The 23,233-nt window shown below is 44.2% G+C and carries 24 protein-coding genes; 5 read left to right on the forward strand and 19 right to left on the reverse strand.

Features of this window, described 5'->3' with window-relative positions; translation table 11 throughout:
- Positions 1-7: 7 nt before the first annotated feature.
- The 12 genes from trxB to NL930_RS12400 form a co-directional block, all read right to left on the reverse strand.
- Complete coding sequence (trxB, locus tag NL930_RS12345; RefSeq protein ID WP_254376860.1) at positions 8-946, reverse strand: thioredoxin-disulfide reductase; 939 nt, start codon at positions 944-946, stop codon at positions 8-10.
- A 127-nt stretch (positions 947-1,073) separates the two neighbouring features.
- Positions 1,074-1,391 carry a thioredoxin gene (gene trxA / locus NL930_RS12350; protein ID WP_039671931.1) on the reverse strand — a complete coding sequence of 106 codons (318 nt, stop codon included), beginning with the start codon at positions 1,389-1,391 and terminating at the stop codon, positions 1,074-1,076.
- 85 nt (positions 1,392-1,476) lie between these two features.
- On the reverse strand, positions 1,477-1,803 hold the full coding sequence (locus tag NL930_RS12355; RefSeq protein ID WP_254376861.1) for a YraN family protein: 327 nt from the start codon (positions 1,801-1,803) through the stop codon (positions 1,477-1,479).
- Complete coding sequence (locus NL930_RS12360) at positions 1,804-3,075, reverse strand: homoserine dehydrogenase (protein ID WP_254376862.1); 1,272 nt, start codon at positions 3,073-3,075, stop codon at positions 1,804-1,806.
- On the reverse strand, positions 3,072-4,292 hold the full coding sequence (locus NL930_RS12365) for an LL-diaminopimelate aminotransferase (RefSeq protein ID WP_254376863.1): 1,221 nt from the start codon (positions 4,290-4,292) through the stop codon (positions 3,072-3,074). Before NL930_RS12365 ends, NL930_RS12360 begins: the two co-directional genes overlap by 4 nt.
- 10 nt (positions 4,293-4,302) lie before the next feature.
- Entirely contained in the window at positions 4,303-5,100 is a 798-nt protein-coding gene (locus NL930_RS12370; RefSeq protein WP_254376864.1) for a hypothetical protein, read from the reverse strand.
- Positions 5,101-5,111: 11 nt separating this feature from the next.
- Positions 5,112-6,047: a hypothetical protein gene (locus NL930_RS12375; RefSeq protein WP_254376865.1), complete on the reverse strand. Its 936-nt coding sequence runs from the start codon at positions 6,045-6,047 to the stop codon at positions 5,112-5,114.
- Positions 6,040-6,723: a 23S rRNA (guanosine(2251)-2'-O)-methyltransferase RlmB gene (rlmB, locus tag NL930_RS12380; protein WP_254376866.1), complete on the reverse strand. Its 684-nt coding sequence runs from the start codon at positions 6,721-6,723 to the stop codon at positions 6,040-6,042. The genes NL930_RS12375 and rlmB overlap by 8 nt, the downstream gene beginning before the upstream one ends.
- 90 nt (positions 6,724-6,813) lie before the next feature.
- Complete coding sequence (gene rsmI, locus NL930_RS12385; protein ID WP_254376867.1) at positions 6,814-7,626, reverse strand: 16S rRNA (cytidine(1402)-2'-O)-methyltransferase; 813 nt, start codon at positions 7,624-7,626, stop codon at positions 6,814-6,816.
- Between the two features lie 15 nt (positions 7,627-7,641).
- Positions 7,642-7,842 (reverse strand): 50S ribosomal protein L31, encoded by a 201-nt coding sequence (gene rpmE, locus NL930_RS12390; RefSeq protein WP_039671923.1) that lies wholly within the window; start codon positions 7,840-7,842, stop codon positions 7,642-7,644.
- Between the two features lie 101 nt (positions 7,843-7,943).
- Positions 7,944-8,612 carry a 16S rRNA (uracil(1498)-N(3))-methyltransferase gene (locus tag NL930_RS12395; RefSeq protein ID WP_254376868.1) on the reverse strand — a complete coding sequence of 223 codons (669 nt, stop codon included), beginning with the start codon at positions 8,610-8,612 and terminating at the stop codon, positions 7,944-7,946.
- A gap of 1 nt (position 8,613) precedes the next feature.
- Complete coding sequence (locus NL930_RS12400) at positions 8,614-9,024, reverse strand: hypothetical protein (RefSeq protein ID WP_254376869.1); 411 nt, start codon at positions 9,022-9,024, stop codon at positions 8,614-8,616.
- A gap of 81 nt (positions 9,025-9,105) precedes the next feature.
- On the opposite strand from NL930_RS12400, the gene NL930_RS12405 reads away from it, so the two are divergent.
- Entirely contained in the window at positions 9,106-10,221 is a 1,116-nt protein-coding gene (locus tag NL930_RS12405) for a molybdopterin molybdotransferase MoeA (protein ID WP_039671920.1), read from the forward strand.
- 127 nt (positions 10,222-10,348) lie between these two features.
- Here the strand turns inward: NL930_RS12405 and moaA are convergent, their stop codons facing one another.
- Positions 10,349-11,317 (reverse strand): GTP 3',8-cyclase MoaA, encoded by a 969-nt coding sequence (gene moaA / locus NL930_RS12410; RefSeq protein WP_039671919.1) that lies wholly within the window; start codon positions 11,315-11,317, stop codon positions 10,349-10,351.
- Positions 11,318-11,438: 121 nt separating this feature from the next.
- Between moaA and NL930_RS12415 the strand changes: the two genes are divergently transcribed.
- Both NL930_RS12415 and NL930_RS12420 read left to right on the forward strand, forming a co-directional pair.
- The gene (locus NL930_RS12415; protein ID WP_041962688.1) at positions 11,439-11,951 is read left to right on the forward strand and encodes a PAS domain-containing protein; all 513 of its coding nucleotides are present in this window, start codon (positions 11,439-11,441) and stop codon (positions 11,949-11,951) included.
- Complete coding sequence (locus NL930_RS12420; protein WP_254376870.1) at positions 11,917-13,371, forward strand: methyl-accepting chemotaxis protein; 1,455 nt, start codon at positions 11,917-11,919, stop codon at positions 13,369-13,371. Before NL930_RS12415 ends, NL930_RS12420 begins: the two co-directional genes overlap by 35 nt.
- Before the next feature lie 75 nt (positions 13,372-13,446).
- Here the strand turns inward: NL930_RS12420 and NL930_RS12425 are convergent, their stop codons facing one another.
- From NL930_RS12425 to mqnP, 3 genes are read right to left on the reverse strand one after another with little or no spacing between them, the layout of a single operon-like run.
- Positions 13,447-13,953 carry a DUF6115 domain-containing protein gene (locus NL930_RS12425; protein WP_041962689.1) on the reverse strand — a complete coding sequence of 169 codons (507 nt, stop codon included), beginning with the start codon at positions 13,951-13,953 and terminating at the stop codon, positions 13,447-13,449.
- The gene (locus tag NL930_RS12430) at positions 13,943-14,482 is read right to left on the reverse strand and encodes a hypothetical protein (RefSeq protein WP_039671916.1); all 540 of its coding nucleotides are present in this window, start codon (positions 14,480-14,482) and stop codon (positions 13,943-13,945) included. Before NL930_RS12430 ends, NL930_RS12425 begins: the two co-directional genes overlap by 11 nt.
- A gap of 1 nt (position 14,483) precedes the next feature.
- The gene (gene mqnP / locus NL930_RS12435) at positions 14,484-15,353 is read right to left on the reverse strand and encodes a menaquinone biosynthesis prenyltransferase MqnP (RefSeq protein WP_039671915.1); all 870 of its coding nucleotides are present in this window, start codon (positions 15,351-15,353) and stop codon (positions 14,484-14,486) included.
- Between the two features lie 99 nt (positions 15,354-15,452).
- Between mqnP and miaA the strand changes: the two genes are divergently transcribed.
- Positions 15,453-16,370 (forward strand): tRNA (adenosine(37)-N6)-dimethylallyltransferase MiaA, encoded by a 918-nt coding sequence (gene miaA / locus NL930_RS12440; protein WP_039671914.1) that lies wholly within the window; start codon positions 15,453-15,455, stop codon positions 16,368-16,370.
- Positions 16,367-17,785 (forward strand): aldehyde dehydrogenase family protein, encoded by a 1,419-nt coding sequence (locus NL930_RS12445; protein ID WP_254376871.1) that lies wholly within the window; start codon positions 16,367-16,369, stop codon positions 17,783-17,785. The genes miaA and NL930_RS12445 overlap by 4 nt, the downstream gene beginning before the upstream one ends.
- Here the strand turns inward: NL930_RS12445 and NL930_RS12450 are convergent.
- The 3 genes from NL930_RS12450 to NL930_RS12460 are packed head-to-tail and all read right to left on the reverse strand — an operon-like array spanning position 17,782 to position 23,229.
- Positions 17,782-20,175: a hypothetical protein gene (locus tag NL930_RS12450; RefSeq protein WP_254376872.1), complete on the reverse strand. Its 2,394-nt coding sequence runs from the start codon at positions 20,173-20,175 to the stop codon at positions 17,782-17,784. The genes NL930_RS12445 and NL930_RS12450 overlap by 4 nt on opposite strands.
- A 40-nt stretch (positions 20,176-20,215) precedes the next feature.
- Positions 20,216-21,703, reverse strand: a complete 1,488-nt coding sequence (gene nuoN, locus NL930_RS12455; protein ID WP_254376873.1) for an NADH-quinone oxidoreductase subunit NuoN — start codon at positions 21,701-21,703, stop codon at positions 20,216-20,218.
- Positions 21,703-23,229: an NADH-quinone oxidoreductase subunit M gene (locus tag NL930_RS12460; protein WP_254376874.1), complete on the reverse strand. Its 1,527-nt coding sequence runs from the start codon at positions 23,227-23,229 to the stop codon at positions 21,703-21,705. Before NL930_RS12460 ends, nuoN begins: the two co-directional genes overlap by 1 nt.
- Positions 23,230-23,233: the final 4 nt, after the last annotated feature.

Consider the following 23,233-nt stretch of genomic DNA (forward strand, 5'->3'; position numbering starts at 1 on the left):
CTATTCCTTATGCATGATGATTAACGTATTCAAGGGCTTGAATACCCGCGGTTGCTCCGTCTCCGGCGGCACAAACGACTTGTTTTGAGGCTTTTGTCCTCAAATCTCCGGCGGCGAATAGACCCGCAACGGAAGTTTTCATTGAAAGATCGACGATCACGTTTCCGTTTTCATCCATATCGCACAGAAACGCGCCGTCTTGCTGTTTTAAGATACCGTTGTTAACGTTCATACCGACAAAAACAAACACGCCCGGAACTGCAATATCACGCTCTTTTCCCTCTTTATCGACAACAATAATTCCGTTAAGTCCCATTTTATCGCCGTATGCTTTTTTAACCGAAACGTTTAATACCAATTCTATCTTCGGATTATTTTTCACACGTTCGACGGTGCTTGGACTGGCTCTAAAACTATCACGTCGATGCACCAAATAGACTTTTGAACAAATATGGGAAAGGTATAAAGCTTCTTCCAAAGCCGTATCACCGCCGCCTAAAGCGACAACTTCTTTATTTTTGTAAAAAAACCCGTCACATGTAGCACATGTACTAATACCTCTACCGAAAAACTCGGCCTCGCCTTCAAATTCGGCACGTTTAGGCGTGCTTCCGGTACAAACAACGACGCTTTTAGCTTCTTCGCTTTTACCGCCTGCAAGGCTGAGGGTAAATGTCCCGTCACTGTTTTTTGAAATGCGCGTAACTTCGTCCATTGCATGTTTAAGCCCAAAGCGCATGCACTGTTCGGACCACGGTGCCATGAAGTCTAAGCCGCTAAGGACTTGTGCCGAACCGGGATAATTTTCTATTTCGCTACTGCTCGTAATTTGGCCTCCGGGCATTCCTTTTTCAAACATAACCACGTTTTTAAGTCCGCCTCGCGTCGCGTACAATCCGGCACTAAGTCCTGCGGGACCTCCGCCGACAATCGCTAAATCTAACATGCTGATTTCCTTATTCGTTTTCGGACTGTTTTGCGAATGACCGGCAAAAGGTCATCTACCATTTAGTCTCAAGAAGTCGAGGATACAAAAGAGTGCTGTCTCTCCTTAGTATCCTCGGTTTTAATAATTAAAGAAGAGAGTTGATTTTATCCGCTAATACTTGTTTAGACGACGCACCGATCATTTGATCGACCAATTCCCCGTTTTTAAAGAATAAAATCGTCGGAATCGAACGAATACCGTACTTAATCGCAACGTCTTGTTCTTCGTCGGTATTAACTTTACAAATTTTAGCTTTTCCGTCGAAATCGCCGGCAAGCTCATCGATAACGGGAGCAATCATACGACAAGGTCCGCACCAAGGTGCCCAAAAATCAACTAATGCGACGCCTTCGGCAACGGTGCTATCAAAATTTGAAGCGTTTAATTCTAGATATTTACCCATTTTTTTCCCCTAAAACGTTATTTTATAGATATTCAATTATACTCACTCTAACTTTAAAATTACCATAGCGAGTAAAGTTATTTTTTTAGTAACTAATATTTTTTATTATTTCTATAGTTCCCGGCGTGACAAGAATCGCATCGATTTCATAATCGTAAGAAGAGGGATGTCGCATAAAATAGTACTGAACGGTTTTGATGATTTTTTGCATTTTGGAAGGTGTAATGCGCGGAAGCGGATCGTAATGATGCGAAAATTTTACTTCACAAAAATGTAGAATGTCACCTTTAAGCGCAACGATATCAAGTTCGCCGAACTTAGAATGAAAATTACGCTCTAAAATACGATAACCTAACGATTGAAGGTATAAAGAGGCTTTTTCTTCGGCCTCTTTTCCCTGTTCAAGCCCCATTTACGACTCGATACGAATCATCGTCGGTTTGCGTTCGACAAACTCTAAATCGCTAATTTCGCATAAAGCTTTTTGAATATCTTTTTCTTTACATGTATGCGTCGAAAAAAGTAAAACGGCACATTCACTCTTCTTTGAATCTTGCTTTTGAATAAAGCTACTGATAGAAATAGAGTGTTTGCCTAACACTTCCGAAATTTTCGAAAGAACACCGATTTTATCGATAACGCTCACGCGAATATAGTACTGCGTGGCAATATCGTCTTTACACATTAAGGTTAAGCCGCTTTTTTCCAAAGAGCTGATAAACCCTAACATCGGCGAATTTTGTGCATGACGGGCAATATCGATCAAGTCGGATACGACCGCACTTGCCGTTGCACTTCCGCCGGCTCCCGGACCGTAATACATCGTCTCGCCGACACGATCGCCGATAACGCTAATACCGTTCATAACGCCGTCGACCTTAGCAATCATCTGTTGCATCGGAACCAGTGCCGGATGAACGCGAAGTTCGACTTGATCACCGCTTTTTTTAGCAATCGTCAAAAGTTTGATGTTGTAACCGAACTCTTTGGCAAAATAGATATCTTCACTATTAATCTGCTCGATGCCTTCGATGAGAATTTCTTCGGGCTTAACGTCGATACCGTAAGCGATGCTCGCCAAGATCAACAATTTATGCGCCGCATCGAATCCGCCGACGTCAAAACTCGGATCGGCTTCGGCATAACCTAACGCTTGTGCTTCTTTTAAGACGTCCGCAAATTCGGCTTTTTCATTCATCATTTTCGTCAAAATAAAGTTACATGTACCGTTCATAATGCCTTTAATTGCTTCAATATGATTGGCACTTAACCCTTCTCTTAACGCTTTAATAATCGGAATTCCGCCTGCGACGCTCGCTTCGTATCCGATCGGCGTCTCTCCCGCCAAATCTTTCAGTTCGTAACGATGATACGCCAGCAACGCTTTATTGGCGGTCACAACCGCTTTTTTATGTTTCAGGGCTTTCGTCACGATTGCATACGCCGCTTCTACACCGCCCATCAACTCGACGACGACATCGATTTCCGGATTTTCCAAAACAGCGTCTACCGAATCGCTTAAAGGGAGGTCAACCTCCCTTGGTTTGTTTAAATCTCTCACGACACCGAGTATCGGAACGATTTTTTTACCGGTACGCGCAGTAATAATATCCTCGTTTTCACGTAAGATTTTTACCACATGGCTACCGACGGTTCCGACACCGATGATTCCGACTTTGATCATACGTTTGTACCTTCTAGACTTTTCAAATATTTCTTGACATTGCGCGCGGCTTGGCGAATGCGGTTTTCGTTTTCAATCAACGCAATTCGCACGTATCCGTCTCCGGCTTCTCCAAAACCAATACCGGGGCTCACGGCAATTTTGGCTTCTTGGAGCAGTTGTTTTGCAAATTCCATACTTCCCAAATGTTCGGCAACTTTAGGAATTTTAGCCCATACGAACATGGTCGATTTGGGTTTTTCCATCGGCCAACCTGCATGGTTGAAACTCTCAACCAAAACATCGCGTCTTTTTTTATACGTTGCGCGAATCTCGTCGACACACTCTTGCGGACCGTCCAATGCGACGGTTGAAGCAACTTGAATCGGCGTAAACATACCGTAGTCGAACCATGACTTAATTTTTTGAAGCGCCCCGACCAATTTCTTATTACCGACGACAAACCCGACGCGCCAACCCGCCATATTGTAACTTTTGGAAAGCGTATAACACTCTACCGCCACGTCTTTAGCGCCTTCGACTTGAAAAATAGAAGGTGTTTCGTATCCGTCGAAAGAGAGATCGGCATACGCAATATCGCTAATAATATAAAAGCGCTCCTCTTTTGCATAAGCAACCAAAGCCTCGTAAAACGCTTTATCCGTCGTTACGCACGTCGGATTGTGCGGAAAATTGACGACGACGAATTTTGGTTTGGGGGCTGATTCTTTAAACACTTTTTTGAGTTTGGTAAAAAATTGTTCTTTATCCAATTCATAATGCTCGTTATAATCCAAGGCAAATTTATGTACGTTTCCGCCTGCAATCATAAACGCATACGCATGAATCGGATAGGCCGGATCGGGAACAACGGCAACGTCACCCGGATTCATAATTGCTTGAGCCAAGTGTACAAAACCCTCTTTACTGCCGAGCGTTGCGACCGCTTCGGTATTAGGATCAAGCGTAACACCGTATTTTCGAGCATACCAATTACAGATAGCTAGACGAAGTTTATAAATACCTTTGCTCACAGAGTAACCGTGAGTTCCGTCTTTTTGTGCCGATTCGACTAATTTGTCGATAATATGTTGCGGTGTTCTTCCGTCTGGATTTCCCATCGAAAAATCGATAATATCTTCGCCGGCTCTACGTGCGGCTAATTTTAACTCATTAATTTCTGCAAAAACATAACCCGGTAATCTCTCAATCGTATTAAATCGAATTTCGTCAAACATTGTTTATCCTTTACTCTTTGACATTCAATGACAACCCGTGCTTAATGTTTTCCAGCAAAAAAGCATCGCTTATTTTCAAATAAGCGGCACCGTTTGGAACTTTAAGCTTGAGTACACGCGTCGACTCTTCTGATTTGATATCGCTTAAAAGGTGTAAGTGCTCATCAAAAAAGGCAACATCCGGAAACCATTTGTCTCCCGATTGAACCGTCAAACTGATCTCTTTAAGATTATGTACGTCGATCCAATAAGGTTTTAAAGGCTTTCCTAAACTTGTCGTACCGACCTCGACTTTGCGTGCCGCAAGATACGCATTGCTAGAGTCGATATCGTAAAACCAATAGTGTTCATCGTTTTTCACGATATTCGTTATAGTACATCCCCTAGCCCCAAGGGCGCGGGCAAATGCTTCGGGATCGACGACATGTTCGGTTTGAAGGTAAATTTCCCATACAAATCCGGCACTATCGCGTAAAGCGTTATTGGTTAAGAAATAGTTATATCCCATCGTCTCGAGCGATTCGTTAATAATTTTCAAAAAAATCAGCGGATCGCTTTGCGTACGAAACGCCAGACGAAGTTGTATCGGTCTATCGTACAGCAATTGCACTAAGCCGTTTTTCTTCAAAACGGAAATGACCTTAACACTATCCACTTCGCCGTTAGGTAAAGTAAAAGCGGCAGGTTGCGCAAATAAGACTTGGATCAAATTGATCTGTTTGTCGTATTGCGTTGCGCCGACAAAACTTTTAACTTTTTCTTGAACGCTCTGTGCGCCGAATAACGAAAGACTCGCTATTAGGATCAAAAATAATTTTTTTACCAATTTTTACCTCGATTCAACTCGATAAACTTTTCTTCGGAAATTTTTTGTATTTTGCCGTTTTCCACCAAGAAACGGGTACTGCCCTGTTCAACAAAATCCTCGGTGCTTCCGTCGTAAGAGAGCTTGAAAAAACCGTTACCCGTTTTAATCAGTTGGCGTTTGGTTAAGTCGATCGTGATATTTTGATCGCCCGTAGTCTCTTTGCGGCTCATATCGTCCAAGGAGACCCTACCGATCCAAATACGCTTTGTCGGTACGATAATCGCTCGGTTTTGAGGAATATTCGAGACCAATGAGACATTCGTATCGACGGGAGAAAGCGGAAGCGGTAACGAAACGTTACTTTCATTGCGCTCACCGCTCGTATTCGCCTCCGATGCGCGCGTCAAATTTTCGTCGATTCGAACGACAACCGCACGAACGGTGGCATTGGAACTATTGGTTTCCACACTGCGTTCTTCAACTTTGACACCCAAAGAGCTTGCCGCTTCCTGAACGACGGGAGCGTTTTGAAATGCGGACGTTTGATTGGTTTCGCCTTTGACTTGATCTAACATGTTCCCTAAATCAAAATCGATTTTAAAAATAGAAAAAATACCGAACATTCCGGCAATAAAGGCAATGAATAAAAAAAGAATTGCCGCTTTTTTAGAACTTCGATCGCTCTTGGCACGAACAAAAATTTTTTCTTTTTGCTCGTCTTCTTCCGATTTATGTTCTGCCCAATAGTCGTAGAAACCCTCTAACCAATCGCTCAAATCCAGTTTATATTCGCGAGAAAGAATTTTGACGAATCCTAAAGTATTGATCTTATTGAGCTTTTCATATTGATTGTTGATCATATACTCTAACTGAGCGACTTCGATATGTGTTCGCTTACAAACTTCTTGCAATCCGATTTTTTCCAATACCCTGATATCTTTATCCATTGGCTATCCTATCACACAGTACCGCAGCTGCCGCACTTACGTTTAAAGAGTCGAATGCTCTTGCCATTTTGATTGAAATAATCTTATCTAACCGCTCTTTGATTTTGGGAGAAAGCCCTTTTCCTTCACTTCCCATCACTAACGCTTTTTTGGAAGGGAAACTAACATCTTTTACGTCCTCACCGCCCATATCGGCTCCGTAAAGCGTAAAACCCATCTGTTTCAATTCGTTAAGCATATCACGCGTCGAAGGGCACAACGCGATCGGCAGTTCAAATGCCGCGGCACTGCTCGTACGTAAAATGGCTTCGAGGTTACAATTTTTGACGCCGCTTAAAATCAATCCGTCCGCACCGAATGCGTAGGCACTTCGTACGATTGCTCCGATATTTCCGACATCGGTTACTTCATCAAGAACCACCAAAAAAGAGCCGTGCTTAATCTCGTTAAAAGGCGTTAAATTCATTGCTTCAATTTCGGCAATAAACCCTTGATGATTTCCTCCGTGACATAAGGCTTGCGCTTTACGTTCATCGATGCTACAAATTTTTGATGTCGCTTTGGCAATGCGTGAAAAAAGTTTCGGATCGCATTTTTTGGACAAAAAAACCGTTTGGAGCTTTGAAGGATAGTGCTCTAACAGATGTAAAAATAGTTGTTTACCGTAAATAATCATGACAATTATTGTATCTAAAATGGCTTAAAATAATACGAGTTTGGCACAAAAAGTAGCATCGATCGTTAAGGCTTATAGCAAAAAAGTTACTTACTTTTGAAGCGCGACATACCACTCTTTGATGCTTTTTCCGGTGAGCTTCGAGAGAAGTTTCGCTTTTTGTTTCGGAGGTAAATCGAGGCTTAGAATATCTTCTTTGGTAATCGCTTCTGCATTCTCTTTTTTTTCGGGAGACACGATCACGACCCATTCGCCTTTTAAATTAGCGTTTTTAAAGGCACTTTGTACTTCTAACGCCGTTCCTAAAAAGCGTTTTTCATGCAATTTCGTCGCTTCTTTAATCGCAAAAATACTACGTTCAGGCGCAAAATGAGCTAACTCGTCCATTAGCTTTTCGATACGATGCGGCGATTCGTACACGATAACGGCGTAAGGAAGATTTAAAACTTCCGTCAATTCGTTATAGCGGTCATTTCCTTTATGCGCTAAAAATCCGTAGAAAATGAAACGGTGCGTCCCCAACCCGCTTGCAACATACGCCAAAAGTGCAGCATTGGCTCCGGGTAAAATTTCATACGCAATGGCGTGTTCTTGACAGTAACGTATCAAAACGCTTCCGGGATCGCTAATACCGGGCATCCCGGCATCGCTTAAATAGCCGACGTTTTCTTGAAAAACAGCCGAATCAATTTCGTTCAAAACGCTTTGTTCGTTGTGTGAATGCATGGAAATAAAACGTTCGACGTGAAACGTAACGCGGTGTTTGTCGCTTAAAAGTGTAAGGAGTTTTTTCGTAATGCGGGTGTCTTCGCAAAAGAGCGTTTTACATTCGGCAAGAAGTTTGAGGCTTCTTACCGAAATATCATCTAAGTTTCCTATGGGAGTAGGAATAAAATAGACCAATGTTTTATTCGAGAATTATTTTAAGTTGTATTTTTTCTTAAATTTCTCAACGCGACCTGCGGCATCCACGATTTTCTCACTGCCCGTAAAGAAAGGGTGGCATGCGCTACAAATGTCGATTTTGATCTCGGATTTATTCGAGAGCGTCTCAAAGCTGTTACCGCATGCGCAAGTAACGACACACGGTACGTATTCGGGATGAATATCTTTTTTCATAACGTTTTTCCTTAAATTGTTTATCATAAAAATAAAATCTGTTATTTGGCATGTTTTGCCAAAGGGTGCAAATTATAGCACAAAAGATTGATTATTTCAAGTCATGCCAAGATTTTCGAGACGGCCGCCGTGACCGCTGTTTCGCTTCTTAATATACTCGAGCACGAAAGACCCAAAATACGGTGCGCGTCAAACATCGCTCTCTCTTTGTCGCTAAAACCTCCCTCAGGTCCTACGACGAGCGTTTGAACGTCATCTTGAGCCGTGAGTTTACGTTCGCTAAAATCGATGATCGTCGCTTTGGGATACGCGCTTAGAAACGCCTTTAAGGTCGGAAGCATTTCAAATTGCATCAAGCGGCTTCGTCCGCATTGTTGCGAAGAATTGATCACGATGCGCTCCATACGTTCACGATCGAGTTTAAACTGTTTTTGCGAAAATTCGGCGTAAAAAAAAGTCATTTTCTCGACACCCAATTCATTGAGCATCGGTAACGTTTTTTCAACGATTTTCGGATCGACGATACTCCAACCGACATGTAAAGATCGTGCAGAAAAAACGGGAGCGTACGTTGGGTGCGTTAAGCGCAAGAGAGCCTCTTTTTTTCCGATGCTCTCGATGACGTATTCGTATAAAATATCGTCTACAGCATTGCGCCAAAAAAGCGTCGTACCGATCCCGATACGCCTAACTTTAAAGAGATGCTCGTAAGCTTTGACGTCTACATGTAATGTTTCCTCACCGGCATGAGAATGATACACAAACTGCATTTTATCGCACCGTGTAAAACAGAAGCGACGTGATAACGATTAAAAGGGCGTCGATAAGGTACTTACGAATCGTGAGCGTTTTGTAACGGTTCAGATCCATTTGCGCGATGCGCACCTTTTTATAACTTTTATGGTTTCGGATGCCAAACGCGACGATATAAACCCAAACGCCGATCATCACCCACACTAAGAGCGAAAATGTAAACTGGCGTACCGCCATTACGATCAAGCCCGTAAAAAAAATTGCTGCCAATACGATGTAATATTGCGGTGCCAACAGTTCGAGTCGTTTGGACAACGAAACGAACGAGCGATCGCTTTTAAGCAAATAAAGATTCCCTCCGATTAAACCGACTAAAAGAACAATAAATAAAAGATGCAAGTCGGAAGAGAGTGCGATAAGTTCTTCCATGATGAAAATTCCTTCACAAAAAATAGTCTCAAATTTTACCCGTTTTAGTATAATATCCCGCATAAATCATAAGGTTTTCCCATGCCCGTTTTATACCAAGAAGCACTCAAAACAATTCAAACCGCCGTTGCGCCTTTACGAAAAACACAAACGCTCTCTTTATTGAAGGCGATGCATCGCATTTCGGCGGCAAACGTACACGCCCACTTTGCGCTACCGAAATACCCTATGAGCCTCAAAGAGGGATACGGATTTATTCTCAAAGAGCCGACGGACGATGCTTTATGCATTCCTTGGAGTCAAACCGTCAGGCTTTCGACGGGCGATTTCGTTCCGGCGGGCATTAACGCCGTCGTTGCCGAAGAAGACGCTCATATCGATTACGAAACGAACCGTATGATTTTAAACGCTAAACCTTCACTCTACCAAAATATTAAACACCAAGGCGAAGATATTGCCAAAGGCGAAATCCTGCTTCAACGTTTTGAACGGATTAGTGCCTATAAAATTACCGCCTTATCGTCGCAAGGCATTCATCGCATTAAAGTTTTGAAAAAACCCGTTATCGGTATTATTAGCATCGGAGAAGCCCTTGCAAACGGGCATGTCGCCAACTCAAACGCCATGAGCCTTGCTGGACGCATTATCGAGCTTGGCGGAACGATCGAAACAATGGTCGTTTGTCGGGAGAATACCGAAACCATTTTGGAACACTTACACCGTTTAAGCTCCGTGTGTGATTGCATCGTCACCACCGGTGCGTTAAGCCATAAAGATGCTATGCGCGCGTTGATCAATCAAAACGTCTTTGAGACGCTGTTTGATCGCGTCAAACTAACGCCTTCTCAGCCGAGTGCACTTTCGCTTTTAAACGCAACGCCGATTTTGCACCTTCCGGGCTTGCCTCTTTCGTGCATGCTCGGCTTTGAAATGCTAGGCGTTCCGCTCTTGCGCCACTTGCAACATTACACCTGTATGCTTCCCGATATGATTACGTGTATCAACCAAAAACGTTTAACATGTAAGGCTTCAAGTATGAATGCCGTTCCCGGATTTAGCGACGGTAGGCATTTTCTTCATGCGCCTTATTACGAAGCGGGACGTTTAAATATTTTAAGCGCGTGTAACGGTTATACGTTGATCGAAAACAAAGAGGTGATTGAAGAGGGAGAAGAGATCGCTTTTTTCTATTTTTAATACGAGGCTCGGGCAAAGCCCGAACCCCTACGCTGCGCTATGCACTAAAGCTTGCCTCGTGCGAGGCAGAATATTTGCTTACGCTTTCTTGACATGTAAGCTTTTATCCTTACATGTCAAAGCCTTATCATCCGCCGGTTTCGTAAAAAGCGCGATTGGAAGTCTCGTTTTGGTCGTCTTCGCTCCATTTATTTTTTTCGGGCTTGTTGCGTAAAACCTCTTTTAAAATCTCCGTAGCTTTTTCGATATTTCCGTGTTGTACGGCTTCTTTAATGCTCATCGCTTCATCAAAGTAAAGACACGGTATCAACATCCCCTCCGCCGTCAGCCTAATACGATTGCAATCTTCGCAAAAATCGTGTTTATGCGGATCGATAATGCCGAACACGTACCCGTCTTCCAACTCAAAAAGATGTGCCGGACTCGGACCGGAACGACCGATCGCTTTAAACGGATATTTTTGGGCAATAATCTCTTGAACTTCTTGCGCGCTTAAGCCTTGAAGCTTCTCTTTAGCATGCGTGTTTTCCATATATTCGATATAACGAACGCTCATACCGCGTTCTTTGCAGAACTCTAAAATATCGACGACTTCGCTATCGTTCACGCCTCGAATCGGAACCATATTGATTTTGACGGTAAGCCCGACTTTCAAAGCCTCTTCGATACCCGCTTTGACTTTGCCCAGAACATCTTTTTGCGCCATTTTTGCCGCCACGTCGGCTTTAAGGCTGTCTAACGAAACGTTAACGCGCTGAAGTCCCGCATTTTTGAGTTTTAACGCCACGTCCTTGAGTAAAAATCCGTTGGTCGTTAACGCCAGATCAAGACCGCTTTTATGGTGGTTAATCATCGCGATAAAACGATCAAGATCGGCTCGCAAAAGCGGCTCACCTCCCGTGATACGAATCTTGGTAATCCCCTCGTCTATCGCCGTTTTAATAAATAAAAAAAGGTCTTCAAAACACAATAAATTCTCTTTAGGCACCCAAGAAAAGGGCTTTTCCGGCATACAATACAAACACCGAAAATTACACCGTTCCGTCACCGAAACACGCAAATACGTTACTTCCCTTCCAAATCCGTCAATCAGCATCTTTTCCCCATTTGTTTAAATCCGAAGAGGTATTATACATAAAATGTCACTTTGAAGCTATTTATAAAATGTTTTCGCCTACAATACTAAAGTCTACCCTAATTTTTAAGGAGCAAGCACGATGCAAAAAATTGTTCCGACATCCAAAGAGCACGATGTTAAACTCGATGCCTTTTTAGTCTCCAAAACCGATACGAAGGGACATATTACCTATTGTAATCAACCCTTTTTGCAGATCGTCGGCGCGCAAGAGTCCGACCTCTTGGGTCAACCCCATCGTATTATTCGTCATCCCGATATGCCCAAAATTATCTTTAAATATTTGTGGGAAAAGATTGCGCGTCAAGAAGAAATCTTTGCCTATATCAAAAATCTTAGCTTTGACGGAGGCTATTATTGGGTTTATGCCAACGTTACGGCATCGACCGATTCCAATCGGCGTATCGTCGGATACTATTCGATTCGACGTAAAGCCAATCCCAAAGCTTTGGAGATCATCAAACCTTTATACGAAAAGCTGCTTTCGTTGGAAAAGACAGGAGGCATCGATGCCTCATCAGAGTATTTAACGCACTATTTACACGAAAAAGGAGTCGACTATGACGAATTTTCAAACGCTCTTCAACGCTTATAAATTTCCCTTGGCGGGATTGTTCGTCGTCTTGCTGGCACTTAACGTTTTATATCCGACCCCAAGCGTCGTCGACTCGTCTCTTTTGATTACGGGACTGGTCGCGGGATCGTTTTGGGGCAGTCAAAAAACGATGCAGTGCGATAGCACATTGTACGAAAAAACCTTACATGTGATTCGCGAAGCCGCACAAGGGAACTTGGAACCGCGCGTGATTGAAGTCGATGCCAACAAACCGATGGGAAAAATTGCCTTAGAAATTAACGACCTTTTAGATCAAATCGAAGCGTTGATGCGGGAAACCAAAACGTCTATCGAATTGGCGGGTGCCGGAAAAACGTATCGCAATATCTTCAACGAAGGCTTTCGCGGTCTGTTTTCGGTGAACGCACGTTATATTGCTTCGGGTGTTCAAGGTATTTTAGAAGGACAAAAAGGTAAAGCCAGAGGCATGCTTTCTTCGGCTTTTGCCGACTTGGGCAACGGAAATAACGGCGTCGTGAGCATTCAAAAAGACTTGATGTCAAGCATCGAAGAGATGGGAAAAATCACGCAAATTTCCGATGAGACGGCACACAAATCGGACGAAAGTCTTCAAACCGTTACCGAATTGACGCAAGGCATTCAAGAGTTATTGGAACTTTTAAACAGCTCGAACGAAGCCATTACCTCACTTAGCGCACGCACCTCCGAAATCTCCTCCGTCGTCAACCTCATCAAAGATATTGCCGATCAAACCAACCTTCTAGCACTCAATGCCGCCATTGAAGCGGCGCGTGCGGGAGAACACGGCAGAGGTTTTGCGGTCGTTGCCGATGAAGTACGCAAACTTGCCGAACGTACGCAAAAAGCGACGCAAGAGATTGCCATGACGATTCAAACGCTTCAACAAGAGACCAACGGCATCTATGCCAACTCCGAACGCATCAGCGTGATAGCCGATACCAGCGGTCAAAACGTCGTTCATTTCGAAGAAGCGTTAAAAGCGTTCAATCACGATGCCAACCGCACGGCGGATACGTCTTACCGCTTGGAAAATAAAATTTTTACTATTTTGGCGAAAATCGACCACATCGTCTACAAAACCAACGCCTATTCCGCGGTGCTCAACGAAAAAACGGACACGCATTTCGTCGATCACGAAAATTGTCGCTTAGGTAAATGGTACCTCAACCCTTTTACCAAAGAGCGCTTTAGCGTTACAAAATCGTATGCGGCACTCGAAGCACCGCACAAGACCGTTCATAGTTGCGTTTTGAACAATCTGGAAACGTTGCGTGAAACGGGTAACCGTCTTCAAAATATCGGAATATTTATCGATAATTTCAAACAGATGGAAGAAGCGAGCATGACCTTGTTTAAAACCCTCGATGCGATGATCGAAGAGTGTGTGACGCACTGTCGCCATTCCCGCTCTTCGTAAAAAAATAAAGCTTACATGTAGGATTTTACGATCGTCAAAATCTTACATGTAACGCGTTAAATCCCCTCGAACGTTCTACTTGAGGTTGGCCAGTTTGAGCACCAAATCCACTTCGCCCACGCCGATACGCAAATCTTTTGCGATTTCCGCTTCGCTTTTACCTTTGGCAAATAAAGATAAAATCATCTTTTCATTCGAACTGGAAGGTACGACCGAAGCAAAACTCATCTCTTTGGTTCGGCTTTCGATGCGGTCGATACGCGCACTTTGTTCGTCTCTGAAATGCTGCATAATCTTTTCGACGTCTTTGAGCGAAGCGACGACCGGAAGTAGGCTGTGTTGCACTTCTTGTTTTGCCTGATCGAGAATCCTCTTTTCCAACGCCTTCGGGTCGGTTTGTTCTTGCGCCTTCATCTCCGTGAGCGTTTTATTGAGTACATGGTTTTGGTAGTTGAGCTCTTCAATGCTTTTTTCGTAAATCAAAAGTTTTTTATTGACTTCAACGTCTCGAATGTAAACCATCAAAAAAATAATGACGATCAACGCCGCCAATGCGATAAACGCCAATGTCTCAATACTCATCGTCAAATCCTTTCATCTCTCGAATCATCGCTCTCTCGCATGAAGCCACGTAGGTGTCCCACTCCCGCTCGTCTTCGTGATGCATCGTCGTGATCTTGGCAAGCGTGGGCGACAACGCTTGAAAAAAAAGCGGCGTGACGCGTTTGGGAAAGCTCGGAAGCGTAAATCGTCCGTAGTACGAATATTCCGTTTGCAATACGGGAACGTCGCATTCAAAATAACCGTCGTAACCTACGGCATGAATCGTTGCTTCACCGCGCAAAGGAAGATGCAAAGGCTGCTCTTTTTGTTCCACCATACGCGTTAACATGTCAACCTTTCGATGCAACTCGATGATCAACGCCAATAAAACGGGATCGCTTTCTTGCACCTCTTTGCGCGTTTTCGAAGACTTGAGCCATGCGCCCAAAGCATCGTCGTTTAAAACGGAGAGCTCTTCATATTCGTGCGTAAAACGTTGTTCTTCTTTATAGACGCCTTCTTCAAAAAAGAGCGTTAAGCACGCGTTGACCAAGCGAATCGAATCCATGCTAAAACCTATCGATCAAAATACAGATAAAAAAGAGAATGCCTAAATAACCGTTAAGCGTAAAAAAAGCACGGTCGATTTTCGTAAAATCGCGCGCGACGATGCGGTGTTCGAAAAAAAGCACTACCGCAGAAAGTGCAACGCCGACGTAAGCGAAAAAGCCCAACGAGGCGCTTAACGCAAATAAAAACCAAAAGAGAATCGTTTGGGCATGAAAAAGCCGCGAGATAAAAAACGTCGCGTCTTTACCGAAACGCGAAGGAATCGAGAAAAGCCCGTTAGCCTTGTCGTATTCCATATCTTGTAAAGAGTACAAAAGATCAAATCCCGCGACCCAATACATCACGCCGATCGAAAGTAAAATCGCCCAAAGCGGCGTCGCTTCTTGGACGGCGATCACGCCCGCGATCGGGGCAAGGCCTAAAGACATACCCAAGACCAAATGGGCATACGGCGAAAAGCGTTTGAACAACGAATACCCGCCTAAGACGATCAAAATCGGTACGCTCAGTCCAAATGCGAGATCGTTAATAAGATAAGCGACTCCAATAAAGACGCCTGCATTGATTGCGATAAACAGTAGAAGATTGGAGCTTCCGATGCGCCCGTCCACGCTCGGACGACCGGCGGTTCTTGGATTGTATTGATCGATATCGCGATCGGCGTATCGATTAAACGCCATGGCAAAATTACGCGCGCTCACGGCGGCGGCTAGACCTAAAATTAATAATTTAAACCCGAACCAAACCGTATCGTTTTGTGCTTTAGAGGCAACGATCATGGCCGTGAAAATAAACGGAAGGGCGAAGATAGAGTGTTTAAAGACGATCAAATCGCCGATATCTTTCAGTTTTTGCCAAAACGATTGCACGCGAAACCTTTTTAGAGTAAGATAGCTCGATTTTACAACAAAACCCTTTAAAAGTGTTATAATTGCCCATTACCAACCCCTCATACTAAAGAGATATTCGTGAAAACCGTCGCTATTTTAGGTCCGACCGCATCCGGCAAAACCGCCCTTGCCATTGCACTTGCTAAACGCCATAACGCCTTAATCCTCTCGTTGGACTCCTTAAGCATCTATCGTTACATCGATATTGCTTCGGCAAAGCCTAGCCTTCCGGAAAGAGAAGGCATCACACATTTGGGAATCGACGTCTTGTTTCCGGATGAACATTTTGACGTGACGATGTTCTTCGGACTCTACGAAGAAGCCAAAGCGTGCGCCGAAGCGGAAGGAAAAAATCTGATTATCGTCGGAGGAACGAGCTTTTACCTCAAGGCCATGATGGAAGGGCTCAGTCTTAGACCCGAGATTTCAGATTCCGCCCAAGACGAAATTCGACGCTTGATGTGCGATATACCGTTGGCGTACGATCTCATACGACGCACGGATCCTTCGTATGCTTCCAAAATCGCGTCTAGCGATCGCTACCGAATCGAAAAATGGTTGGAAATTTTTATCGCGACGGCAGAGATACCCTCCGTCTATCTGGAACACTCTAAACAAGCGCCTTTAATCAGGGAGCTTGCCCTCTTCGAAATCGACGTCCCAAGAGAAGTTCTCGCGCAAAAGATTACGTTACGCACGCAAACCATGATCAAACTCGGCTTGGTTGATGAAGTTTTCGGCTTGGAAAAACGTTACGGCAGAGCTCCTCAATGCATGAAAGCTATCGGTATTAAAGAGGTCTTGGACTATTTTGACGGAAGCTTGAAATACAACGATCTTGTCGAGCGCATCAGTTTCAATACGATTCATTTGGCCAAGCGCCAACGCACCTTCAACGCTTCACAATTCCCCTTACATGTCAAAGGCGATATTGAACATCTTTTCGATACGATTACACGATATTTTACTTCCGAAACAAGGTCTATTGTCGTATGAAAATTATCGATCACAATTACATCAACGGCGCATTTACGCCTATTCGTTCTCACGAAAGCCTTATCCTTAAAAATCCGACGACCGAAGAAGCCATCGCGCAAATTTACCTGAGTACGCCCCAAGCAATGGACGAAGCGATTACCTGTGCCGCACAAACGTTTGAAACGTTTTCAAAGACGTCGATCGAAGAGAGAATGCAGATGCTTGAACGCCTTCACGACGCATTGAGCGAACGCGAGAGCGAGCTGATCGATCTGGCGGTTTTAGAATTCGGGGCAACGATTACGACGACGAAGCGACGCACGAAAAATGCGATTCGCCTCTTTTTGGATATTAAAGACGAGCTTCAAACCTACGATTTTATCAAGCAAGATGCTTTTTCCATTACCCTTAAAGAAGGCGTCGGCGTTATCGGCGTCATTATCCCGTGGAATGCCAATCTTGCCCATCTTTGCGGCAATATCGCTCCGGCCATCGCCATGGGGTGTACGCTGGTCATTAAACCGAGCGAACTGAACGCCCTCGAAACGCAAGCCTTTTTGGAATGCGTTCACAAAGCCGGCATTCCTAAAGGCGTTATCAACGTCGTGCAAGGAACCGGAGAGGGCGTCGGCGAAGCCTTAACTTCCCATCCGCTGATCAATGCCGTCTCGTTTATCGGAAGTACGAAAACGGGAAAGCGTATTTTTGAAAAGTGCGCCAAGAGCGTTAAGCGTATGACCTTAGAACTCGGCGGAAAATCTCCGACGGTTCTTCTAGAAGACGCCTCTTTTGAAAAAGCCATTCCGCACGTTTTAAGCAGTGCTTTTAGCAATAGCGGACAAGCCTGCCATGCCGGAAGCCGCCTTTTGGTTCCCAAAGCTAGACTTGCCGAAACGGAACGTTTGCTTCTTGAAGCCGTTGCACGCCTTCGTATCGGCGATCCCAAAGAAGAAACGACTCATATCGGACCGATGATCACGCAAACACAGTTTAATACCGTTCAATCGTATATTCAAAGCGGCATCGACGCAAAAGCAAGACTTTTGTGCGGCGGACTCGGGAGGGCGGAAGGCTTAACGCGCGGCTATTTCGTCAAACCGACGATTTTTATTTGCGAAGACGAAGATCTCAAAATCGTTCAAGAAGAGATTTTCGGTCCGGTGTTATGCGTGCTTACGTATGAAAACGAAGCCGAAGCCCAACGCATGGCGAACCATACGATTTTCGGCCTCTCGGCATACGTTTTTTCCGACGACGAGCAAAGAGCTTTGGCGTTTGCCAAACAGATACGAAGCGGAAGGGTTTTAATCAATACGGCAACGTCCAACGCTAAAACACCGCCTTTTGGAGGCATGAAACAATCGGGTCTGGGGCGCATGGGAGGAAGATACTCGATGGACGCTTTTAGCGAGATAAAGTCGATCCTTTTTTAGGGCAACAAATCGAGATTTTGTTGGCAAATGCTTTTCCACGAGCTTTGGTCGTTCACCGCGACGCATTGCGTGAAATAAGCTTTTGCTTTTTCGGTATTTTTCAATTTCATACTGAGCTCTCCCGCGTGGTACAAGAGGCGTATTTTATCTTTAGGTGCGACATGGACGTTTAATAGCGGCTCAACAATACTCAACGCCTCTTCGTTACGCTCTAAACGTTTGAGGGCATCAATATACAAGAGCTCCACGCTCGGCGTATATGCGGTCGTTTTAAACTGTGCTTGCATCTGCATAATAATCTTGGCGTACTGGCTCAAAAGCAGATCGTTTTTAGCGTCGTTTGCCATTTTAACGATTTCATAATACAGATCGATCGTCCCGGCTTCGTTAGGGTATAAAATGCGAATACCTTCCGCCAACGAAGAAGCTCCTTCTAAGTCTTTCAACCCCGCGTAAGCAAAAAAGAGATCGCGAAGCGTCGCCAAGTCGATCTTTTGTCGCAGCGAAAACGTTAAGGTTTTCAAATCTTCTTTAAACGCGATCGCCTCTTTAAAGCGTCCCGTTTTCACCAACGCCTGTACCTCTTTTTGCGTCCATTCGTAACGCTTTTGAAGCGACGCGTCTTTCAAATGCGCACTGGATATTTCTCTAGCACGATCAAAGCGCGATTGGCGCATAAAACACTCAAAAAGCTTATCGTCGTGCGTGCCGTCGCTCAATTGCAATTTATAGGTTTCGATTAAGTCGATCGTCGTTGGACATTCGCTTTTTTCCAACGCTTGCAGCGCAAGGGATTTTGCCGCTTCGTAAACGAGTTCTTCACCTTTAAGATCAAAACGATCGGGAACTTTCGCCAATGCGTCTTGCATTCCCAAAATGTCTTGATACCGTTTTTGTTTCATCAAAAGATTGGCTTTTTCCAAAAGGGCTTTTTGACCGATTTCGTTATTGTACTTTTCGATCAATTTATCGTAATAATTTTCCAATTTCGTTTCGTTATTTTCCGGACGTTTAAAGAAGAGTTCGTCCAAAGCTTCGTTCACGTCTTGTAGGTATTCGCCGTTTGTTTTATAGTCGCTTAGGTACTCTTGGTAGCGTCCGTATGCTGCTTCCGTTTCGTTGGCTTTGGCGTGCCAATCGCCGCTTTCTTTTAGGAGCAACTCGCGATTTTCCTCTTTTTTAGACATATTCGCCAATAAAAGATCGGTAATCGACGCCGCAAGATCGTACAATTTATGCTCGTACAACCGCTTTGCCAATTTATAGCTTGCCGACGTATCTTTGAGTAAATACGCCGCGTTGACGTTCAAGACTTTGAGTAAATACTCTTTCGCCTCTTTTAACTTACCCGCATCCATTTGATAATCGCTCAGTCGAATCGCGGCTTCGGAAGCAACGTCGATGTCTTGCGCGCCGTACAGAACGTCTAAGTAAAGCTTCATCGCTTTTTCTTTCTCTTTTTTGGCAAAGAGATGGTCGGCATACAGTAAAATAGCTTTTTTTGTAAAAATGTTATCGGGATGTTCGCTGACTAAAATATCCAAAAAGTAATTGGCGTCCGATTTGGAACCGCTTTTCAGATACGCTTTGGTCATCAGCATTAAGACTTCGGGTAAATTTTCATCGCTCGTAAACTCTTTACTCCAACGTTTGGCGATCTCGGCAATCGTCGTATCGTTAAAACTAAGCTCCGCCGAATCTTCGCTCCGTGCACTTAATATTTTATCCATAGAGCGCATTTGAAACAACTCGAGTTCACTACGGAAAATCGAATTGGGAAAAGCGTTTAATACGCGCGTTACGTCCTTGACGACGCTTTCATAGTCGCCTTTTTCGTAGGCTTGTTTAATATCCAAATAGAGGGTTATGTCTTTACTTTGCGCATACGAAATCGGTTTTCCGTTCAGATCCAACGCCCCGACGTAAGGCATCTCTTGTTTGGAATAAACGACGGGAAAATCAATAGCGTCAAGCGGTTTTTTTTGCGTGTATAGCGGTTTTTCTTGAAAAAGAATCGTCCAATGCGCATAACGTTTGAGTTTAGGCTTACCTAACACCTCTTTCGTTTCGAACAAGCTCTCTTCGACCGCGATTAATTGAGAATCGACCTTGGGCTCGATAGCAATATAAAAAGCACCCTCTTTCTCATAAAAATCGAGCTCGGCAAACTTCATCTTTTTCGGCTCAATCGGTTTATCGATCGCTCTTTCGATTTTGCATAAGTAGCGTTTGTGTTCTAAAGCGTCGGGAATCGTCTCACATGTAAAGGGCGATGCGTCGATAAGGTGTAAAATAGCATAATTGATTTTATTCTCTTTGCCGCTGTTAAATACGATCTCTAAAGCAAAAAGTTGTGCCGATAAAACCCAAAGAAGAAAAATGTATTTCATGCCTACATTATAGCAAAATAAGGGGATTTTCTCCCCTTATCTAAAAGCCGCTGGAAGCGACGTAGTGCGTAATAACTTCTAAAAGCGGTTCCACAAAAGCAATCGAAAATATCGTCACGATAGCGGCAAAACCTACGATGACTTTGAGCGATGTCGAAGCATTGGTCGCATAAAGTCTTGCATCGATCGTGACTGGTTCGTGCAAGAACATGTAAACGACCAATTTCATATAATAATAAACGGCAACGGCACTGTTAAGTGCGATCACGACGGCGAGCCAAATATAGTCGCTGTTAATTGCGGCACTGATCAAATACAGTTTTCCCCAGAAAACCGAAAACGGCGGCATTCCCGCAAGCGCAAACATAAAAATACCCATAATCGTCGCCGTCATCGGCATAATTTTCACTAACCCCGAAAATTTCGTATAAGGATGTTGATAACGCTCGTCCCATAGATTCTCGCGGTGTCGCACGATCCACAACATCGTAAACGCACCCAAATTGGTAAAAAGAAAGAAGATCCAATAAACAAACAACGCCGTATTGGCTTGGGTCGTTCCGATCAAAATCGCCGCCATCATCGAACCCGCATGCGAAATCGAACTAAACGCCAACATACGTTTAACGTCTTCTTGCACCAACGCCGTGATATTGGCTAAAGTCATCGTCAGCACCACCGCAGCGTACAATACGTATTCCAACCATACCACGCCCGAAGCAACGAGCATTTCAAACAAACGCATCGCGACGACGAAACCCGCAATCTTCGGAACGATTGACATGTAACCGGCAAGCGGTGCGGAACTTCCTTCGTAAACGTCGGGCGTCCATGTATGGGAAGGGACTAACGAGAGTTTAAATCCAAGAGCCGCCACCATAAAAATCGTAGCCGCTAAAACGCCGACCAACGGCTCAAAGTGACGTTCTTGTAAAACATGTTCGATCTGATGGATTTCGACGCTGCCGGTCAACGCATAGAAAATCAATGCAGACATACCGTAAAAACCCGCCGCCAAGGCACCCATCGTAAAATACTTAATTGCCGCCTCAAACGCTTTGGCGCGATTGTGAAGAGCGATCAGCGTATACAGTGCAAGGCTTGACGTTTCCAAACCGATAAAAATTAAAATCAAGTTATCGCTGGTCACCATGCATTGAAAGCCGACGATCATAAACATAAAAAGTGCGTAAAATTCCGCCATCTTAAATTCTCTAAAATGGCGATGGCTCATGGAAAGCGGTAAAAAGAGCGCGGAAGCAACCAAAATAATGACTTGTGCGATCAGCGAAATACCGTCGATCAACAGAACGTCGAAGAAGCCGCGCACGTCGCCTTTGTATCCGATAACCGCCCCAAAATCCAAGACAATGAACAAAATCGTAATCATCGTTAGAAAGCTACGATTCAGCCCTTTAACCGCCAAGTCGACGCAAATAAGCGCTAACGCGCCGATCGTCATAATTGCCATCGGCAAAAGCGCTTGTAAATTTAGCCCTGCGATATCGATTGAAATAGGCTCTAACATTAGTGATTCCCTCCTATCGTATTCGCTTTCATTAAGAGCTCTTTGGTCTTATCTTGAAGGGCTTTTTGATCCATTAAAACCAACATTTTTTCGACGCTCGCATCGATGGTCGTTAAAATCGGTTTAGGGTAAATGCCCAAAACAGCGACCAAAGCGACTAAAGGAATCAGTGCGCTTAGCTCTTTGGCATTTAAATCTTTGAGGGTTTTGTTTTCCACATGTACGACTTCGCCGAAGAAGGACTTTTTATAGAGCACCAACATATAAACCGCACCTAAGATAATGCCCGTTCCCGCCAAAAGCGTCATCACCCAATTGATACGGTAAAAACCCGCCAAAGAGAGAAACTCTCCGACAAAACCTACGGTCAAAGGAAGTCCCACCGAAGCCATCAGCATAATGCCGTAAATCGTCGCAAAATTGGGCATTACCGAAGCCAAACCGCCGAAGTCTTTCATCATCTTCGTATGTCGTCTATCGTAAATGACGCCCACTAGCATAAACAATGCGCCGCTCACGATACCGTGACTGAGCATTAAAAAAATCGAACCGGTAATTCCCTCGCCGTTCATCGCAAACGTTCCTAAAATCACGATACCCATATGCGAAATCGAACTGTACGCGATGACTTGCTTCATATCCTCTTGTGCGTAAGCGATCATCGCCGCATAGATCACCATAATAATACAAATGATCGCAACCGGAATCAGAAAATAGACCGATGCGTCCGGAAAGAGCGGCAGTGAAAAACGCACGAAACCGTAACTTCCCATTTTTAAAAGCACCGCCGCCAAGATGACCGAACCGATTGTCGGAGCTTGACCGTGGGCATAGGGCAACCACGTATGAAACGGGAACATCGGTACTTTAATCGCAAAGCCTACGAAGAAAGCTCCGAAAAGCCATAATTGTGCGTCAAACGGTACTTGTAAAGCGTACCAATCGGGCAATGCAAAACTCCAAATACCCGTTGCATCGTGGTACAAATACCCCATATACAAAATACCCACCAACATTAAAACCGAGCCGGAAAAAGTGTAAAGGAAAAATTTGATCGCCGCATACATACGATTGGCACTGCCCCACGCACCGATGATGTAGAGCATCGGAATTAAGGAGAGTTCCCAAAACGCATAAAACCATACGACGTCTAAAATAACGAAAACGCCGACCATCGTCATCTCTAAGAATAAAACGGTAATGACGAGATTTTTAATCTCTTTTTCAATGCTCAATCCGATTAATGCGATCATCGTGATAAACGTCGATAATATAATCAAAAAGAGCGAAATACCGTCAACGCCCAGATAATAATTCATACCGTAACTGGGGACGAAAGGAAAAAACTCGACGAACTGATAGCCCGGATTACTCGTATCAAAAACCATCCATAAGATTAAAGACAAAACAAACTCGATAGCACTCACGCAGATACCGTACGCACGAATACTCTCTTTTACAACCAAAAAGCCTAAAAGTCCGGCCATCGCCGGAAAAAATACCAAAAGGGATAAAATATGCTCCATTACC

The sequence above is a fragment of the Sulfurospirillum sp. hDNRA2 genome (genome assembly GCF_024206095.2).
In the GTDB taxonomy this organism is placed as follows: domain Bacteria; phylum Campylobacterota; class Campylobacteria; order Campylobacterales; family Sulfurospirillaceae; genus Sulfurospirillum.

Excerpts from the sequence above, each read along its gene's own strand:
- NL930_RS12445 (WP_254376871.1), top strand. The coding sequence starts at position 16,367 with ATGAAAATTATCGATCACAATTACATCAACGGCGCATTTACGCCTATT.
- NL930_RS12405 (WP_039671920.1), top strand. The coding sequence starts at position 9,106 with ATGCCCGTTTTATACCAAGAAGCACTCAAAACAATTCAAACCGCCGTT.
- NL930_RS12425 (WP_041962689.1), bottom strand. The coding sequence starts at position 13,953 with ATGAGTATTGAGACATTGGCGTTTATCGCATTGGCGGCGTTGATCGTC.
- NL930_RS12430 (WP_039671916.1), bottom strand. The coding sequence starts at position 14,482 with ATGGATTCGATTCGCTTGGTCAACGCGTGCTTAACGCTCTTTTTTGAA.
- rlmB (WP_254376866.1), bottom strand. The coding sequence starts at position 6,723 with ATGATTATTTACGGTAAACAACTATTTTTACATCTGTTAGAGCACTAT.
- trxB (WP_254376860.1), bottom strand. The coding sequence starts at position 946 with ATGTTAGATTTAGCGATTGTCGGCGGAGGTCCCGCAGGACTTAGTGCC.
- nuoN (WP_254376873.1), bottom strand. The coding sequence starts at position 21,703 with ATGTTAGAGCCTATTTCAATCGATATCGCAGGGCTAAATTTACAAGCG.
- moaA (WP_039671919.1), bottom strand. The coding sequence starts at position 11,317 with ATGCTGATTGACGGATTTGGAAGGGAAGTAACGTATTTGCGTGTTTCG.
- NL930_RS12450 (WP_254376872.1), bottom strand. The coding sequence starts at position 20,175 with ATGAAATACATTTTTCTTCTTTGGGTTTTATCGGCACAACTTTTTGCT.
- NL930_RS12360 (WP_254376862.1), bottom strand. The coding sequence starts at position 3,075 with ATGATCAAAGTCGGAATCATCGGTGTCGGAACCGTCGGTAGCCATGTG.
- NL930_RS12375 (WP_254376865.1), bottom strand. The coding sequence starts at position 6,047 with ATGGATAAAGATATCAGGGTATTGGAAAAAATCGGATTGCAAGAAGTT.
- NL930_RS12355 (WP_254376861.1), bottom strand. The coding sequence starts at position 1,803 with ATGGGGCTTGAACAGGGAAAAGAGGCCGAAGAAAAAGCCTCTTTATAC.
- NL930_RS12400 (WP_254376869.1), bottom strand. The coding sequence starts at position 9,024 with ATGGAAGAACTTATCGCACTCTCTTCCGACTTGCATCTTTTATTTATT.
- trxA (WP_039671931.1), bottom strand. The coding sequence starts at position 1,391 with ATGGGTAAATATCTAGAATTAAACGCTTCAAATTTTGATAGCACCGTT.
- NL930_RS12395 (WP_254376868.1), bottom strand. The coding sequence starts at position 8,612 with ATGCAGTTTGTGTATCATTCTCATGCCGGTGAGGAAACATTACATGTA.
- NL930_RS12415 (WP_041962688.1), top strand. The coding sequence starts at position 11,439 with ATGCAAAAAATTGTTCCGACATCCAAAGAGCACGATGTTAAACTCGAT.
- NL930_RS12460 (WP_254376874.1), bottom strand. The coding sequence starts at position 23,229 with ATGGAGCATATTTTATCCCTTTTGGTATTTTTTCCGGCGATGGCCGGA.
- NL930_RS12420 (WP_254376870.1), top strand. The coding sequence starts at position 11,917 with ATGACGAATTTTCAAACGCTCTTCAACGCTTATAAATTTCCCTTGGCG.
- rpmE (WP_039671923.1), bottom strand. The coding sequence starts at position 7,842 with ATGAAAAAAGATATTCATCCCGAATACGTACCGTGTGTCGTTACTTGC.
- NL930_RS12365 (WP_254376863.1), bottom strand. The coding sequence starts at position 4,292 with ATGTTTGACGAAATTCGATTTAATACGATTGAGAGATTACCGGGTTAT.